The organism is Bacillus sp. A015, from assembly GCF_053851875.1.
In genome coordinates this window covers 1-17,917 of sequence record NZ_JBSPZB010000031.1, presented here as the reverse complement: position 1 = coordinate 17,917, position 17,917 = coordinate 1, and the positions used below count along the sequence as shown (strand labels likewise).

The window sequence follows — 17,917 nt, the reverse complement described above, 5'->3', positions numbered from 1 at the left end:
GCCGGTTGCTCCAGAGGCCCCGATATCTCCTGTTGCTCCCGCTACTCCAGTCGCTCCGGTATCTCCTGTTGCTCCTGTGACTCCGGTGGCGCCGGTATCTCCTGTTGCTCCTGTGGCGCCGGTTGCTCCAGAGGCCCCGATATCTCCTGTTGCTCCCGCTACTCCAGTCGCTCCGGTATCTCCTGTTGCTCCTGTGACTCCGGTGGCGCCGGTATCTCCTGTTGCTCCCGTTACTCCGGTCTCACCAGCAGCAGCTAATAGTGTATAATCTGGCGACGTATCTGGCGTACCTGTTGGTGGTGCTGTATTCACGATATACGTCCCACCTTCGTATGTCACCACTTGACCTACTGGATAAGTTGGGACTACCGCTGGATCAAATGCTACGATGCCCGTTAGTCCTACGCCTGTTGGACCGATTGGACCTGCTGGACCTGCTAGGCCTGCTGGGCCTGCTGGGCCTGCTGGGCCTCTTCTTCCTCTTCCTCCTGGCGGACCTTGAATGACACACACACAAGGATCCTTTCCGCAGCAAGGATTTTTCACTGGTTTCCCTTTCTTACAACTATCACATTCCCAGCCGTCATTCTTATAAGCATCATACCAGCTACCTTTTTGGTAGTGGTCTGTCGAATGAGTTGGATATGTCTTTCCGCATTGTCTACATCTTCTCATGGAATCACCCCCATCCATCGTATTCATCCTCACCAGGAAAGGTGTATGTACACTTTTCATTTTATTTAGAAATATTGAAAAGACCTTGCACTCCATGCACAAGGTCTTTTCTTCATTGAAATCTCATCGTCATTTTTAAATCCTTTCCTACCATACTATATTCAATATCCGCTGGTCGGATCGCCTCTTTTAGTTTTTTTATTCCTTTTCCTTCAAACATAGTAGGAGCATGATTTCCACCAATCAATAAAGGTGCCATATAAATAACAGCTTCATTCACAAGTGACGCTTCTAAAAATGACGCACTCACACTGCCTCCTGCCTCAACAAGTACTGACATCACAGAGCGTTTCTTTAACATGTGTAACACATCATGAAGATCCGTCCGTTGTTCCCCGTTTGTGACAAATACTTCATACCCTTTTTGCACAAGATGATCATACTTTTTTTGATCATACATTCGTGAAGTACAAATAATGGTTTCTGCCATATGATCTGTTAAACATTTCGCATGAAGCGGAATCCTTAATGTTGAATCTAAAATGACACGAATGGGCTGAGTGATGAATGAATCCTTCACAATTAAACCTGCATCATCTTGAATAATCGTTTCAACTCCTGTAATCACCGCATCTGCTTCTTGACGTAAAAGCTGCACTTCTGTTCTCGCTTCTGTTCCGGTGATCCATTTGCTTTCTTGATGAGCCGTTGCAATTTTCCCATCTATTGAAATAGCTGATTTTAATATGACATACGGAAGGTCTGATTGAATCAAATGAAAAAAAGGCAAATTTAAGCGGTCTGCTTCCTGTTTACATATTCCTTCTTCTACTTCTAGCCCTGCTTCTTTCAACATGGTCATCCCTTTACCTGCTACAAGCGGATTCGGATCTTGAGTGCCAATGACCACACGTTTCACCCCACTCTTGATGATGGCTTGTGTGCAAGGACCCGTTTTTCCTTGATGCGTACAAGGTTCGAGTGTCACATACATGTCAGCCCCCTTCGCCTTTTCTCCTGCCATTTGCAGCGCATGAATTTCAGCATGCGGCTCACCTGCCTTCAAGTGAGCACCAATCCCAACGATCTCCCCGCGTAGAACAATCACTGCACCGACAAGCGGATTGGGTGAAGTTTGTCCTTTCATTGCCTTTGCGTTGGCAATGGCCAGCTTCATATAAAAAACATCGTCTTTCATCTGTGGCTCCTTTCTTCTCTTTCAAGGGAAAGAACTCCTTCAGGAAATGAAGGAGTTCTATTCTCATGTGCTAAATTTTTTCCATCCGTTTCTTTTCAGATCGATCATAGTAAGGCAAGGAATAAAACAGTTTATACGATGCTCGTTGTTTACAGAAACAGCATTTGCGTAATTCATATTTATTAATGAGGAGCACATGCGGACAATTGAGTACAGTCAGACCCTTTTTCATATGTTCCTTGCAAACACTTATCATGAGAATCCCCCGCTTACATTCTTTTTCTTAATGAGAGATTACTTCTTTCGGAAATTGTTCAAATAAGCGCAGTACTTCTGTATGCGTACCATCTTCTCTAATGTGATAAATACCGCCGTCATATGAGCTTGCATATACATCATTACCTAATTGTCTGATTGCACTAATCCCATTCTTGGCAATTCTGATTGGACCAGTATTCACATGTAACTCTGGATTCCACACAACGATATATCCCCAATAATCTCCGCTCACAATATAGCCAGAATCTGTGACAGTGACTGATTTAATGGAATATTGATGCTCATTGTGCTGGTCTAAAATTCTACCTGTATGCAAATCAAACAATCTGACATTCTTGTCACGGCTGACAATGGCAATGCGGTCTCTTTTGCTATCAATAAATACATCATTTAATAGCTCTGTCGCACCGATATATTCCGCTTTTAGTGACAAACTCTTTTTATCTAGAAGACAGATGGTCCCTTCAACCGCAGCGGTGATGATATGATCTCCTTCTACCTTTAATGCTTTGACCGCACAATCATGTGCTTTGGAACGGCCGATTTCCTTTAAGTGTTCCGTCGAAATGACATGCACATAACCGCCGTAAGTTCCAATATAGAATTGTCGATCCTCCTCGTGGAAATACACACTGTTGACTGGACCTGTGTTGAGATCAAAAGAGACCATTTGCTGTAATGATTCGTGTACAATGTGCACTTGACTTGCATGATCTCCCCAAGCATAATAGCTTCCATCCCGTGCGACAGCCACTCCATTTGTTAAAACGCCTGTCGATTTTGCGATTTCGATGCCATTCTTTCTGAATTTTCCGTCATCTGATGCAGTGATGATGTCACCCGTATCAGTCAACGCAATATCATTAATAGACGGTGTCGCCAGTTCAATCTCATCAGATATGACTTTTCCCTCTTCAATCGACCATTCACAATACGTTTTCCCAAAGCTGGCTCCTAGAATGGCCTTCTCATCCTCTGTCCAGACAAGCGAGCGCTCCCATTGATATTTATGAGGCAGCAGCGTATCGATTAAATCTCCCGTTTCATAATTCCACAGCTTAATTAAATGGTCATAGCCTGCTGTCAGCAAGTAATTTCCGCTCGGAGAAAAATTCACACGCTTTACGCCCTGTAAATGGGCTTTGATGATTTTTTTCTCCTGTAAAGTGTTCGCATCATATATGATGACGGTGCCATCATCTCTGCCAAGTGCAAACACTTCTTTTTGATTGCTGCCGCTGATTGTGTCCAGCTCATAATCAAATGGGCCAATTTCCCCCACAATTTCTCCTGTATCATACAGCCATACAAGAACATAGCCATCATCACCTGTTGTATAAGCTTTATCCCCATGTATCCATACAGCTAATACATCTTTGCTATGTCCATGGAATTCTCGTAAGATGGCTCCTGTTTCGATATCCCATACTAAGCATCTTCTATCTCTAGATACCGATACTAGCAAGGTATCCTGCTTGGCAAAGGCGACGGCTTCCACATCATCCGCATGACCATATAGTGTACGAATTCGAGTATGGGTGCCCGTATTAAATAACTGAATGGTATAGTCTGACGATGCGCTCGCTAGATACTTTCCATTTTCAGAAAGAGATAGAGAGTTGATGATATGCTCGTGACTGCCAATGAACGCCCCTTCTCCTGTTGCCCGGTCCCACTTATAAATACAGCGGTCATAGCCGCCAGTGTAGACAATTTGGTCATGCTCAGTAGATAAAACAGATGTAATTGGTCCTCTATGCATGGTTTTACACTCCTATCTTTATATGTTGTTTTTGACGAGTAACTAGACGAAAACCAGTAAATCGAAAAACTGGGTCTGGGTGCTTCCCGTGTCTTCTTGCGACTCTGCATAAATCTCCGCCTCTTGCGAAGGAGCCGCCTTTTAGAATGTAGTAATCGCTGCCGATTGTTTCCGTTAAATCATCTACGACCTCGATCCCGCCTTCATATACGTGATATTTGGTGTTGACCCATTCCTCGACATTGCCTCCCATATCATAAAGTCCAAATAGGGATCTGCCCTTTTCGTAATGACGGACAGGCGTCGTTTTTTCGATATTAGATTCGTGCGTATTGCAGCAAGAAGGATCGAACTCATCTCCCCACGGGTATTGATTTCTCGTGTTACCCCGGGCAGCATACTCCCATTCTTCTTCAGTAGGGATTGAAACGTCATATCCGAGCTTCCCGCTCAGCCACTGACAGAACGAGAAGGCTTCCTCGATATCCATGCCCCAAGCTGGATGGTCTTTTCCCCCGCCAAGCTCTGGGTTCGTTAAGCTTTCCGGATAAGTCTGGCCTGTTTCATCACAATAGCTTTGATACAATTCATTTGGTACGACCGTATCTGAGATAAAAAATTCATTGATATACGGCTGATAGGATGGAAATTCTTTGTACAGCCATTTTTGAAATTTTTTCTCACGTCCATAGGCTGGATTGAGAAGCTTGTCCTTCCAAAATTCTGATGCCTTTTTCATATCTTCTTCATTACTTCCAATCGTTGCATAGCCGCTTGGGATTTGAATCCAATTGATATCAGGTTTCACGCTTTTCTCCCGCCTTCTTTAAATAAACTCATCTACTGATTAATTAATTTCTTCTCATCGACCATATGCCCTGAGGCTGCTTTTGCCTTTAAATACGCTTCGTTATAGAGAGAGGCTTCTACCGTATGATCAAACCGTAAAACTGGAAGCCCGTAAGCAGCAATGGAGTCGACTTTATCTGGATTGTTTGTTAACAGGTGCAATGGTTTCCCTTTGTTTAAGTAGTGCAATACAGCCGCAGCTTCCTCGTAATGCCGATCATCATCTCCGCAGCCGATCAAGCGATTGGCCTCAAACGTATCCAGTTTCATTTCCTGCAATTTATACGTGAATGCTTTCGCCATCAGCCCAATGGAACGCCCTTCTTGGTTGGCCATATACACAAGCATGCCTTTTCCGTGTTCTGTGATTTTCTTCAGCGATAACGCAAGCTGTGGACCGCAATCACATTTCAGTGACCCAAACACATCCCCTGTTTGGCAGACACTATGAATTCGCACAAGCGGAGGTACCTCATTTTCAAAGTCGCCAAATAGGAGACAAGAGGAAAATGTTTGCTGCGTGGTACTCATTTGTACAATGGATTCGATCGTTGGCTTTGTATCTGGTTCAACGGGTGAAAAGGCATACCATTTAAACTTCACTTCCTCATGTTGAATAGAGATCGGCAGATTCACTGGCCCCACGAGCAAATAGTTTTTTTCTTGAAATGAAAAATGATGAATCATTGATTGTAATTCAGCTACAAACTTGTTCATTTGTCTCCCCCCTATTCATCACTGCACCCAATTCGATTTTGACAGCGCAGTGATGGAGTGATGAATATGTGTACACACTCCCTCAGCCTGGGCACCCGTTTCCAGCTGCAATCATGGCTTGCGAGGAAATGCCTGTACAAATACCGGCTGCATACATTCGCTCCATGGATGCGCGATGCCTCTCATCGTTTAAGTCCCTTTATTTTTGTAAAAGAAATACCTGAAGAACTGACGACTTTTCGACCTGGCCTTTGTCCAGTACAAAGGAGCAGAAATCGAGCTTCATACGCTGTATTCTCTGTAAGAGCAGCGACACCATCCGGTAATTCTTGAATGGAGCATGCACGCTCTTTCTTAAAAGAACACCTCCGTAAGCTTCGAGCTGCTTTCTACCTTTTACTAGAAGCTCTGGTTCTTTATATGCTATTGGTCACATAAGTGCGTATCAGCTGGGTTCGCCACTCATCATTGATGGATGGACGATACTTCTTTTCAGCTATAATGATTGCAGCACTTAAGCCACTTGGACTTGAACCTGCACCTAGAACCATCACCTCATACATCGCGTTTATCCTCCTTTGTACTAGATTTTGACGGCAATGACATGATGCTGGCTGATTCCGGCCTTTGCTTTTAATGGTGCAATCGATACAAGCTCAAGACCTGATGTACAAATTCTTTCTCCAAGCTGAGAATCTGAAAATGAAAAATGAAATCGGCCATCTTCTCCGATTAATCCTGTTTTCCACTCTTCTCCCCATACAACAAGTGAAAAGACGCCACCTTCATGAAGTAAAGAAGAGACCTGCTTTAAGTAACGTTCGTGATCATCAGGATGTTGATGGTGAAAACAGCCATGATCTAAAATTAAATCAAACTGCATCTCGCGCCCCTGATCACTCGACCATGACATAAAATCCTGATGAACGAAATGAACAGGAATCGTGTCTCTTTTCTTTAACCCTTCCCACTCCTCATGCTCATACAGATCAATGCCGACATATGCTGAGAGCCCGCTTAAATGTTCAAGTGCCCGGCCGTTCCCGCACCCGATATCCAGCACAGAAGCAAGTGCATCCTTTTCCCTTGAACGCCATGCCTTTAATGACATCACAGCTGCGTCCGTTAATGACGGATCAGTAGACCACATATCTGTTCTTTGCTCATAATGTTCTTGAAATGCCATACGCATTTTTTCTAAATACAACCCACTGTCTTCATGGTACAAAGCCTTTTTCATCACGGGACCTCCTTCAATTCACAATCACCTTTTCTGACAAAGATGGTTTTCAAGCAAAAAGCCTTATGATAGAATGAAAGATGGATTTTTTAGAAAAATCTGTTTTCTAAAAAAAGAGAAGCATCCCACATGTTCATTCTTCTTTTTCAGCACTCATCCTCACATGCAGCCATTCGCAAGATACGGCGCCTCAGCTTGTTGTCTCTTTTTTTCATATGGGTTCACCTCCTTCACTGCTTGATCAAGGTTTAATTGAAAGCGCTTTCTCTTTTATATTCCTCTAAGCGGCTTATACAAGAACTGACATCTTTTTGATACTTCTTGCAAATTGATCGTAGTAGAAAGTTCAAACTATTGTTTAGAACGACTATCATTCTTCCGTTTCTTCTTCAAGTAAAAAATCATTTTCTCTAGTCTAGTAGAACATGTATATCCCTCAGAATCACTTGTCCCTTGGTTGCATGCACCACCTTTCACTAGAATATGCTTCGAGTAAACCCACCAGATTTTTTAACAACTAATTCCATAACGACTGGATTAAGCCCAATATATTGTTTTTAGATTATTTTGTCAATAGATTATTTCCTAAATATTAGAATGAATTTTCTAATTGAAAATACAGGTATTTTTCGTGGTTTCTTGACCTCAAAACACTTATTTCTACACAAAAATACAACTTAAAACTATAGAACTAAGAAATTTATCTACTAAATTACACAAGATTTTTATTTCATTTTGAGACAAAAATGAAATATATCATAATTATTTCCCGAATGGTTTTCTGTGATATTTTGACTATTTTTTCTGTTTTTTGATGATTTTCTTTGGTATTTCTACATTTTCAATTAGATGATTTACTGTTTATTCCGATCCATTGAACTTTCTTATTATAGTAAAAAAATGGATGTCTGATCTAAACATGAAGACATGAAAAAAAGCCCCTTACAAAAGTAAGAGGCTTAGCGTGTAGACAACCCTCGCATTCTTTGTCAGGTCTGCGCTCCGGTGCTTGTCCTTCCTTGACCTCAAAAGAAGACAAAGGGCTAAAATAAAAATCATTTTAGCCCTTTGTCAAGAGGCTTTTTAAAGTTTGCGTTTAGGCCCAGGTTTTCACTTTTTCATGATCTGTCACAAATAGAAGGACTTTTCCCTCGTCTAAGTGTTCTTCAAATGTTTCAGCTTCTTCTTTAGTGAATCCAATCTCTTGAATTTTATTGCGGAGCTCATCGCCCTTTTTACTAAAGATATTCCCAACAGCATGTTTAAGTCCAACTTCTCTTGGACCTATCGTATTGGCATCTGCATGACTTGCAATACGCTCTGTTCGGTCATCGTCATGGGATAGAACATAAATGTCCTCTCTTGCAACACCGAGTTCTTTTAATTGCTCTACATCTCGTTGAAGTGCTTCATCATTTGAATACTCTCTTACAACAGGTTTCATTTTATATTCCTCCTTTAACGTCTTGCGAATCTTTTACCCGTCACTTTTGTCATTAAACATTCCACCAGCACATCCATTTACTGCATGTATTTACTGTGCCTATTGACTTATTTTTGACAAAAACCTTGTAAAAACGACTAAATTTTCTGAAATATTGTGTTTATTCCTGTTGATTTGTTGTACAATTCTTATACTGGAGGCTAGAAATGAGGTAGGGCTGATGTATTATTTTTCAGCGGAGCAGCAGTTTAATGCTTGGGTTGTCAGTGATTTGGTGAAACAGCTTTTTCAAAAGTGGAATCCTGAAGAAGCAAAAGCAAAGTCGCTTACATTGTTTGCTGAACAGCACTTTCGCATCTCCATTGATTATCTCTTTTCTATCATTATGAACATTGGAGATATCGAGTCGATTGATCAAGATCCACAAGACCTGTTGTCCTCATACTTGAATATCCTTTTTCCTTTTGTGACGCGCGATATGATAAAAGCCTCCATGCAAAATGCAAATGAATATTTATTAAAAGAACGTGATGCGGACGTGTATCAGCTGTTTGGTTGTCTTCCGCCGCTCTTCTCTGTCTCTTTTCAAAAAAAGTAGTCCCATTCTTTTAGATGGTGGCTGCTTTTTTGTATGTGTTTTGAAAAGACCGTATGTTTTGAATGAAAAGAAGCATCATGTTAATGTAACTCTAGAATGCAAGTGAAAGGGAGGATTTAACATGAGTCAACAAAAGCAAATTCAATTAGCAAAACGGCCAAAAGGATTACCTACAAAAGATATTTTTCATTTTGAAACAGTTGATATACCCGTGCCGCAAGATGGCGAAGTCTTGATTCAAACGAAATATGTCTCTGTAGATCCTTATATGAGAGGACGAATGCAGGATACAAAATCCTATACACCTCCGTTCAAACTACATGAAGTGATTCAGGGTGGTGTTGTCGGAGAAGTCGTCGAGTCAACATCTCCTCAATTTGAAAAAGGTGATTTTGTCCTTGGATTCCTCGGCTGGCAGGAATATTCGACTGCCAAAGCTGAGTCTCTGACAAAAATTGATCCATCCATTGCGCCATTATCCTATTACTTAGGGATTTTGGGCATGCCTGGACAAACAGCCTATTTTGGACTTCTTGCGATTGGCCAGCCAAAAGAAGGCGAGACGGTTGTCATTTCTGGAGCCGCAGGTGCCGTTGGTTCCGTTGTTGGACAGATTGCTAAAATCAAAGGCGCACATGTCGTCGGAATTGCCGGATCTGATGATAAACTTGCTTATTTAAAAGAGCTGGGCTTTGATGAAACCATTAATTATAAAACAACAAATGATTTAGATGATGCTATTGCAAAAGCCTGTCCAAACGGTGTCGATGTGTATTTTGACAATGTAGGCGGCGAAATCTCTGATGCAGTGATGAATCATTTGAACCGCTTTGCACGTATTCCAGTGTGCGGGGCTATTTCTTCTTATAACATTAGCGCAAGCGAGGACATTGGACCGCGTGTGCAAACAAAGCTCATTAAAACAAGCGCATTGATGCAAGGGTTTATTGTTGCCAACTACGCAGATCGTTTTGAAGAGGCGGCAAAGGATCTTGCACAATGGGTGAAAGAAGATCAACTCACTTACAAAGAAACCATTATCGAAGGCTTTGACAACATTCCTGATGCATTCATTGGACTATTCAAAGGTGAAAATGTCGGAAAACAGCTTGTCAAAATTTCATAACAAGAAAAGGACCCTGCCGTTTGGCGGGTCCTTTCAGATTGTTGACAAAGGGCTAAAATGAACTTTATTTTAGCCCTTTGTCTTCTTTTCAGCGTGATATGAAAACCCTTGAAGTCTAGGAAGGCCGAGTACTGGCGCGGAGCGAATTTCATATTCGTGAGCACCAGCACGCAGAACTGACACCGAATGCGAGGGTTTGTCTTCACGCTGAAAGGAACCTGCCGTTTGGCGGGGCCTTTTTTTATGCCTGATGAGGCGCAAGATGCAGCTGGCCTTGCTTATACACAATTTCCTCAAGCGAGATATTCAGCTTTTTCGCCATTTTTTTCAGCATCGCATGCTCTTGATGTGTGACAAGGCTGATGACAGCCCCTTCTTTCCCTGCACGGCCTGTTCTGCCTGAACGGTGGATATAGCCTTCTTCATTTGGCAGATCTGCATGAATCACGTACGGCAAATCATCAATATCGATGCCTCTTGCTGCAATATCTGTTGCTAAAAGAAGCGGGAATTCACGCTGTTCAAATGACTTCAAGATCACAGCACGTTCCGCTTTTTTCGCTTCACTATGAAGCACACCAAGGTCCACATGGTGATACGCTAATTTCTCTGCATAAATGCTTAAGTTCGTGATATCACGGACAAAAACGAGCGCGTGCATGTCCTCAAGCCGCGATAGCTTTTGCAGTAATTTCACTTTATCCCGCTGATCACATAACAGATAATAGTGACCTACCTTCTGCGCTTCTTCTTGGCTTCTGCCGATTTTCAACACCTCTGGTTCAGATGTCATTTCTTTGATTAGTTGAATCGTTTCCTCTTTCAAAGTCGCAGAAAAACAAAGGATTTGTCTTTCTTTTAATGTGGATTTAATGATCGCTTGGATCGTTTTCATATGCTCTGGCACAAGAAGCTGATCTGCTTCGTCTAACACGATCGTTTTGACTTCATGCATTTTCAGTTTCTTGATTTTGATTAATTCTTGTACGCGGCCAGGTGTGGCCACAACGATGTTCGGGTGTTTCTTTAGCTTTTCCTGCTGCTTCTTGATGTTCGCTCCGCCAATCAAGGAGACGGCTTTAATGTCTGATCCTTGTTTGAACTCTTGCACGACGTCAAAAATTTGCATCACAAGCTCTCTTGAAGGTGCCAAGATTAAGACTTGCGGGTGTTTGATATTCACATCAATTTTATTTAAAAGCGGCAGAACATACGCAAGTGTCTTCCCTGTTCCAGTTGGTGATTCTGCGATCACATCACGCTTCTTTGTAATCCACTCTGCTGTTTTTTCTTGTATAGCTGTTGGTTGCTCGAAGCCAGCCGCTTCAAAGTTCTCTTGAATAAATGGCTTTGCTTCTTTAAAAAATGCCCAAGTTTCCGTCATGTCGATCTCCTTTATCCTCATTCAATCTATCCTTAAGTATCTCAAAATCAGCTTTGAAACGCAATTTTTCATTTGATGCTTTTATCGAGCCGGACAGTTCGATATAATCATGAGAGGCACTAGCCGTTTTGAATCTATTTGAGGTGTAAAAAATGATATTATCTGTTAAAGATTTAAGCCATGGCTTTGGTGACAGAGCCATTTTCCACGAAGTCTCCTTCCGTTTATTAAAAGGCGAGCATGTCGGCTTAATCGGCGCCAACGGTGAAGGAAAGTCAACGTTTATGAATATTATTACTGGTAAGCTAGAGCCAGATGCAGGAAAAGTCGAATGGGCTAAAAATGTCCGCGTCGGCTACCTTGATCAGCATACGGTACTAGAAAAGGGAAGAACCATTCGTGAGGTCCTTCAGGATGCCTTCCATTATTTATTTTCCATGGAAGCAGCAATGAATGACATTTATGGGAAAATGGGTGAAGCTGACCCTGATGAGCTAGAAAAGCTGCTAGAAGAAGTTGGCGTCATTCAGGATGCACTGACAAACAATGATTTCTATATCATTGATTCCAAGGTAGAAGAAATTGCAAGAGGTCTTGGGTTAACGGATCTTGGGCTAGACCGTGATGTGACAGAGCTGAGCGGTGGTCAGCGTACGAAAGTGCTGCTTGCGAAATTGCTGTTAGAGAAGCCAGAAATTCTCCTTCTCGATGAGCCGACCAACTATTTGGATGAGCAGCATATTGAGTGGCTGAAGCGCTATTTACAGGAGTATGAAAATGCGTTTATCCTTATTTCACATGACATTCCGTTTTTAAACAGTGTCATTAACTTGATTTATCATGTCGAAAATCAAGAATTGACACGCTACGTCGGTGATTATGATCAATTCAAACAAGTGTACGAAGTCAAAAAGCAGCAGCTGGAAGCAGCCTATAAAAGGCAGCAGCAAGAAGTCGCTGAATTAAAGGATTTTGTCGCCAGAAACAAAGCACGTGTCAGCACAAGAAATATGGCCATGTCTCGTCAAAAGAAGCTGGATAAGATGGACATGATTGAATTGGCCGCAGAAAAGCCAAAACCAGAATTTCACTTTAAGCCTGCACGTACTTCCGGGAAATTGATTTTTGAAACGAAGGATTTAGTGATCGGTTATGACGAGCCGCTCTCTCGCCCTTTGAATCTGAAAATGGAACGCGGGCAAAAAATTGCGTTATACGGCGCAAACGGAATCGGAAAAACAACGTTGCTGAGAAGTCTTCTAGGAGAGATCACGCCAATTTCTGGTGAGGTTGAACGTGGAGAATTCCTGCATATTGGCTACTTTGAGCAGGAAGTAAAAGAGCAAAACAGCAACACCTGTATTGAAGAGGTGTGGAGCACCTTCCCTTCTTACACACAATATGAAGTGAGAGCTGCCCTTGCCAAATGCGGATTAACGACAAAACATATTGAAAGCCGCGTGTCTGTTTTAAGCGGCGGAGAGAAAGCAAAGGTTCGTCTTTGCAAGCTGATTAACGAAGAAACCAATTTACTTGTTCTCGATGAGCCGACAAACCACTTAGATGTTGATGCGAAAGAAGAATTAAAGCGCGCTTTAAAAGAATATAAAGGCAGCGTCTTATTGATTTCCCACGAACCTGAATTTTATCAAGATGTTGCAACCGAAACATGGAATTGCGAATCTTGGACGACAAAAGTATTATAACGACAAAAAAGCCTTATATCTTTTGAACAGATATAAGGTGTAGAGTGACTCTACAATTCAGATGGTTGTCTAAGGGCTAATGATAGCCCTTAGTTTTATTTTCTACGTAATTAACGACTAGAATGCGAGGGTTTGTCAATACACTTAATTGCCTTCTAATTCCTCAATCATCAGCGACAGTTCTGTCCAGCGATCCATCGCTTGTTCTAATTCTTCAGCGACGGCTTTTTGTTCATCCATCAGCTCTTGGATTTTCCCAAAATCACTGCCAGCCTCAGCGATGCTGGCTTCAAGCTGTTGGTGTTTTTCCTCTAATGTCTGTATACGGTCCTCAATCCCGTCCCATTCAAGCTGGTCTTTATAGGAAAGCTTTTTTCTCTTTTTAGGTGCGGCTTCTACTTGTTTTTCAGCAGGCTTTGTCTCTGTTCGCTTCTCTGCTTTTTCCTGCTCCATGTAATCGCTGTAAGCTCCTTGGAAATGTGAAATGCGTCCATTTCCTTCAAAGACAAGCAGGCGATTGACGACTCGGTCTAGGAAATAGCGGTCATGCGACACCGTGATGACAACGCCAGGGAACTGCTCTAAATAATCCTCTAAAATGCTGAGCGTCTCTGTATCAAGGTCGTTCGTCGGCTCATCTAAAAAGAGAACATTCGGCTCTTCCATCAAGACTTTCAATAAATACAGCCTGCGGCGCTCTCCCCCTGACAGCTTGCGTATAAAAGTCCGCTGCATGGATCTTGGGAATAAGAACCGCTCTAGCATCTGCTCTGCTGTCACGATCGCGCCATCAGATGTCTTGACGATTTCTGCTGTTTCCTTGATGTAATCAATGATGGTCAGCTCTTCATTCATTTCTTTATGATCCTGCGTGTAATAGCCAATTCGAACCGTTTGTCCAATGATCAATTGTCCGGTAGTCGGTTCAATTTTGCCCGCTAAACAATTGAGTAAAGTGGTTTTGCCCACCCCGTTCGGTCCGATCAATCCTATACGGGCGCCCGGCACGACTAAATCAGTAAACCGCTCCACAAGTGTCTGGCCAGCAAATGAAATCGACATGTCTTCTGCCTCAATGACCTGTTTTCCAAGGCGGTGCGAGCCGATAGCAAAATCAAGCTCACCTTTTGCATCGAGCCCTTTTTGATCCTTCAGCTCTTCTACTCTGCCGATGCGTGCTTTTTGCTTCGTCGTTCTTGCTTTTGCCCCTCTTCTGAGCCATGCAAGTTCTCGTCTAAGCAGGTTTTGACGTTTCGTTTCTTTTACCTGAGCTTCTGCTTCTCGTTCCGCTCTTTTTTCTAAAAAGACTTCATAATTTCCTTTATACGTATAGAGCTGCCCTTGATTTAATTCATAAATCCGATTGGCGACGCGGTTTAAGAAATAACGATCATGCGTCACCAGGATGACAGCACCGCTGTATTGACTTAAGTATCCTTCGAGCCATTCAATTGTTGCATTATCTAGATGGTTAGTCGGCTCATCTAAAATCAGCAAACCCGCAGGCTGTATTAAATTTTTAGCAATCGCGACACGCTTTTTCTGGCCGCCTGATAATGCATGAACAAAGCGGCTCACATCTTTGACCCCAAGCTTTGTCAAAATCGTTTTTGCCGAAAGGTTCGCATCCCATGCGTCCTCCTGATCCATTCGATTTTGCATGCGCATCAGCGCTTCTTGTTTTGCCTCATTTTGCGGATCATGCTCTAAATCGGCGAGCGCCTGTTCATAGGCCTTCATCGTTTGAATGATTGGTGCCGTTCCAGAAAATATATATTCGAGAATCGTTTCATTTCCGCTCATTTCAGGATCTTGCTCGAGAAATTCGATATCAAGTGTCCCTGCTTTCGTGATGTCACCCTCCTCAAACGATTCAAGTCCTGCAATCACCTTTAGGAGCGTTGACTTCCCTGTTCCATTTGGTCCAATTAACCCGATCCGTTCCTTTGGTTCTATATGAAAAGAAATATGATCAAACAGCGTTTTTTCGCCATAGGTTTTATATAATCCTTCAACATTCAATAAACTCATTTTTATCAGCCCTTACATAGATTCTTCCTTTATTTTAAATCAGCCAGTACAAGAAAACTAGTTTTAAAAAAACCCGCTGCTGAAAAGAATGTTTCCTTTCGATGCTCGATACACTATGAAGAGGTGATCTAAAGATGATAACCATTAGCTTATGTATGATTGTGAAAAATGAAGAGGAGGTTTTAGCGGACTGTCTTTCTTCTGTTCAAGACATTGTAGATGAGATGATCATCGTTGATACGGGATCATCAGACCGAACGAAGGAAATTGCTCACTCCTTTTCAGCACAGGTGCTGGATTTTGAATGGGTCCAGCACTTTGCAAAAGCACGCAATTTCGCTTTTTCACATGCAACAAAAGAATATATCTTCTGGCTGGATGCTGACGATGTCCTGCTTGAAGAAGACCGAAAAAAACTTCTTCACCTCAAGCAGACACTTGATCCCGCGGTGGATGCCGTCTCTATGTTTTATCACGTTGGATTTGATGAGGACGGCCGGGTGAATTTTAAATATAGAAGAAACCGGCTCGTGAAGCGTGCCTTGAACTTTCAGTGGTACGGGGCCGTGCATGAGTTTCTCCAAGTGTATGGCAACATCTTTCCGGCCGATATAGCCGTCACGCATCAAAAGCGGAAGAAAACAATCGCTGGTGAGCCTGGACGCAACCTGCGAATTTATGAAGACATGCTTGCAAAAGGAGAGGATATGACGCCTCGTGATCTCTTTTACTTTGCCAATGAATTAAGAGATCACCAGCAGCATGTCAGGGCGATTCGTTTTTACCATGAATTTTTAGCCACAAAACAGTGCTGGATTGAGGATGAAATTCGCACATGCCAATATTTAGCTGACTGCTATTATGCGGTAGGTTTCGAGGAAGCGGCCTTATCCTCATTATTACGCTCCTTCTTATATGATCAGCCCCGCCCAGAATTTTGCTGCCGGATCGGGGATCATTTAAAAACGCAAAATAAACATCAAGCCGCGATCTTTTGGTATGAGCAGGCGCTGAAGGCTCCTGAAAATGATACAGCCTTCACACTCACACAATATAAAACGTGGTACCCTCACCTCCAGCTTTGCTATTGTTATGATCAGCTCGGCGATTTCGATCAAGCCAAAAAACATCACCTTGCCTCCTCGGCACATTATCCGACCCATCCGAGTGTGCTGTACAACGAAAAAATATTTACTGAACAGACATAGATCGTCTGTCACCACATCCGCCTGCCATATGCCGGCGGATGTCTCTTTTTTACACAATGTTTCGTTTGTGACGTTTAATACTTTAGTGATTTAAAGCGTTTTTCAACCAATTGACTAAATTGTCATTTCCGCATATACTAACATTCGTCTTACGAATAGATTTATCCATTAGGAGGTTAACATGAGTTCTTTATTTCGAAAAAAGTCTCTCGACCAGCTCATGCTTGAAAGTCAAACGAAGCGGCTCAGTCGTTCTTTGAATACGTTTGATTTAATCTTGCTTGGCATCGGCTGTGTGGTCGGGACTGGAATCTTTGTCATTACGGGGGTTGCTGCTGCGAAAGATGCGGGACCTGCGATTATTATATCTTTTATCTTGGCTGCGATCGCATGCGCCCTTGCTGCTTTTTGCTACGCGGAATTCTCCTCGTCCATTCCTGTGTCAGGAAGCGTCTATACGTATTCTTACGCAACACTTGGTGAATTCCTCGCCTTCTTAATGGGCTGGGATCTCATGCTTGAGTATGTTGTCGCGCTCTCTGCTGTCGCAAGTGGATGGTCGTCCTATTTTCAATCACTGCTCAGTGGATTCGGCCTGCACATACCGAAGGCTTTATCGGCTGCCCCTGGAGCCACTGATGGCGCCGTCTTTAACCTTCCAGGCGCGCTCATTATTTTACTCATTACCTTTATTGTCTCAAGAGGCGTAAAAGAAAGCACGAAGCTGAATAACATCATCGTGCTGATCAAAATTGCCATTGTCCTTCTCTTTATCATTTCAGGCTTCGCTTACGTCAAACCGGAAAACTGGACACCCTTTATGCCAATGGGCTTTCATGGCGTGATCGCAGGGGCAGCAACTGTCTTTTTTGCTTACCTTGGATTTGATGCGATCGCCAATGCATCAGAAGAAGTCAAAAATCCACAAAAAGCGATGCCAATTGGAATCATCGGTGCGCTAGGTGTTTGTACCATTTTATACATCGGCGTTTCATTTGTCTTAACAGGCATGGTTCACTATACGAAACTGAATGTCAGTGACCCTGTCGCTTTTGCTCTTCAAGTCGTTGGCCTTAATAGTGTGGCTGGTATCATATCCGCCGGTGCGATTATCGGGATTACGACGGTTTTAATCGCCTTGGTGTATGCGCAGGTTCGCTTAACCTTTGCGATGAGCCGCGATGGGCTTATGCCAAAGATTTTTTCAAAGGTTCATCCGAAATCGAAAACACCCGTTGCCAACACTTGGCTGACAGGAGCTGTGGCAGCTTGTATTGTAGGATTTGTAAACTTATCGACGCTCGCTAATTTAGTCAGCATCGGTACACTTGCAGCCTTTACCGTGATCTCTATTGCCGTCATCGTATTACGAAAGAAACATCCGAATATGAAGACAGCCTTTAAAGTACCATTTGTGCCTGTTCTTCCAATTATTAGTGCTATCATTTGTATGGTACTGGCTGCCACACTTAAATGGGCGACATGGCGAGCATTCCTCATCTGGGTGGCCATTGGTGTCGTTGTCTATTTCACCTATGCAAGACGAAAAAGCCATCTCAATCAAACACATTAAAAAAGAGACACGGGGATTGGGACTGACCCCCGTTTTTGAGACAGGGATCAAAACACCTTTATACAGCCAATTGCCGATAGTTTATCGGTGATTGGTTGTTTAGTTTCGTTTGAATGCGAATGTTGTT

14 protein-coding genes and 1 pseudogene are annotated in these 17,917 nt (G+C 42.7%); 5 read left to right on the top strand and 10 right to left on the bottom strand.

The window, feature by feature from the left end; all coding sequences use genetic code 11:
- The 8 genes and pseudogenes from ACSLGF_RS17990 to ACSLGF_RS17955 form a co-directional block, all read right to left on the bottom strand.
- Window positions 1-675 (bottom strand): annotated as a pseudogene (locus ACSLGF_RS17990) (exosporium glycoprotein BclB-related protein); the annotation flags it as partial.
- A 112-nt stretch (window positions 676-787) separates the two neighbouring features.
- Window positions 788-1,873, bottom strand: a complete 1,086-nt coding sequence (gene ribD, locus ACSLGF_RS17985; RefSeq protein WP_456007638.1) for a bifunctional diaminohydroxyphosphoribosylaminopyrimidine deaminase/5-amino-6-(5-phosphoribosylamino)uracil reductase RibD — start codon at window positions 1,871-1,873, stop codon at window positions 788-790.
- A 283-nt stretch (window positions 1,874-2,156) separates the two neighbouring features.
- The gene (locus ACSLGF_RS17980) at window positions 2,157-3,914 is read right to left on the bottom strand and encodes a WD40 repeat domain-containing protein (protein WP_456007636.1); all 1,758 of its coding nucleotides are present in this window, start codon (window positions 3,912-3,914) and stop codon (window positions 2,157-2,159) included.
- Between the two features lie 4 nt (window positions 3,915-3,918).
- The gene (locus ACSLGF_RS17975) at window positions 3,919-4,722 is read right to left on the bottom strand and encodes a formylglycine-generating enzyme family protein (protein ID WP_456007634.1); all 804 of its coding nucleotides are present in this window, start codon (window positions 4,720-4,722) and stop codon (window positions 3,919-3,921) included.
- Window positions 4,723-4,754: 32 nt separating this feature from the next.
- A complete protein-coding gene (locus ACSLGF_RS17970) occupies window positions 4,755-5,480 on the bottom strand; it encodes a GTP cyclohydrolase II (protein WP_456007632.1) in 726 nt (241 codons plus the stop codon).
- A 416-nt stretch (window positions 5,481-5,896) separates the two neighbouring features.
- A complete protein-coding gene (locus ACSLGF_RS17965; RefSeq protein WP_456007630.1) occupies window positions 5,897-6,043 on the bottom strand; it encodes a hypothetical protein in 147 nt (48 codons plus the stop codon).
- Between the two features lie 20 nt (window positions 6,044-6,063).
- Window positions 6,064-6,720 (bottom strand): class I SAM-dependent methyltransferase, encoded by a 657-nt coding sequence (locus ACSLGF_RS17960; RefSeq protein WP_456007628.1) that lies wholly within the window; start codon window positions 6,718-6,720, stop codon window positions 6,064-6,066.
- 1,096 nt (window positions 6,721-7,816) lie between these two features.
- Entirely contained in the window at window positions 7,817-8,164 is a 348-nt protein-coding gene (locus tag ACSLGF_RS17955; RefSeq protein WP_456007626.1) for a general stress protein, read from the bottom strand.
- A 220-nt stretch (window positions 8,165-8,384) separates the two neighbouring features.
- Between ACSLGF_RS17955 and ACSLGF_RS17950 the strand changes: the two genes are divergently transcribed.
- Window positions 8,385-8,762, top strand: coding sequence for a YfmB family protein (locus ACSLGF_RS17950; protein ID WP_456007624.1), 378 nt, complete (start codon window positions 8,385-8,387; stop codon window positions 8,760-8,762).
- Window positions 8,763-8,883: 121 nt separating this feature from the next.
- Window positions 8,884-9,888 carry an NADP-dependent oxidoreductase gene (locus ACSLGF_RS17945; RefSeq protein ID WP_456007622.1) on the top strand — a complete coding sequence of 335 codons (1,005 nt, stop codon included), beginning with the start codon at window positions 8,884-8,886 and terminating at the stop codon, window positions 9,886-9,888.
- 241 nt (window positions 9,889-10,129) lie between these two features.
- Here ACSLGF_RS17945 and ACSLGF_RS17940 read toward each other — a convergent pair whose 3' ends face one another.
- Window positions 10,130-11,272, bottom strand: a complete 1,143-nt coding sequence (locus ACSLGF_RS17940; RefSeq protein WP_456007620.1) for a DEAD/DEAH box helicase — start codon at window positions 11,270-11,272, stop codon at window positions 10,130-10,132.
- A gap of 152 nt (window positions 11,273-11,424) precedes the next feature.
- Between ACSLGF_RS17940 and ACSLGF_RS17935 the strand changes: the two genes are divergently transcribed.
- Entirely contained in the window at window positions 11,425-12,978 is a 1,554-nt protein-coding gene (locus ACSLGF_RS17935; RefSeq protein ID WP_024426645.1) for an ABC-F family ATP-binding cassette domain-containing protein, read from the top strand.
- Between the two features lie 144 nt (window positions 12,979-13,122).
- On the opposite strand, the gene ACSLGF_RS17930 is transcribed toward ACSLGF_RS17935, so the two are convergent.
- On the bottom strand, window positions 13,123-15,009 hold the full coding sequence (locus ACSLGF_RS17930; RefSeq protein WP_456007618.1) for an ABC-F family ATP-binding cassette domain-containing protein: 1,887 nt from the start codon (window positions 15,007-15,009) through the stop codon (window positions 13,123-13,125).
- Window positions 15,010-15,143: 134 nt separating this feature from the next.
- Here ACSLGF_RS17930 and ACSLGF_RS17925 point away from each other — a divergent pair, with 134 nt between their 5' ends.
- Window positions 15,144-16,217, top strand: a complete 1,074-nt coding sequence (locus ACSLGF_RS17925) for a tetratricopeptide repeat-containing glycosyltransferase family 2 protein (protein WP_456007616.1) — start codon at window positions 15,144-15,146, stop codon at window positions 16,215-16,217.
- A 181-nt stretch (window positions 16,218-16,398) separates the two neighbouring features.
- Entirely contained in the window at window positions 16,399-17,790 is a 1,392-nt protein-coding gene (locus ACSLGF_RS17920) for an amino acid permease (RefSeq protein WP_456007614.1), read from the top strand.
- Window positions 17,791-17,917: the final 127 nt, after the last annotated feature.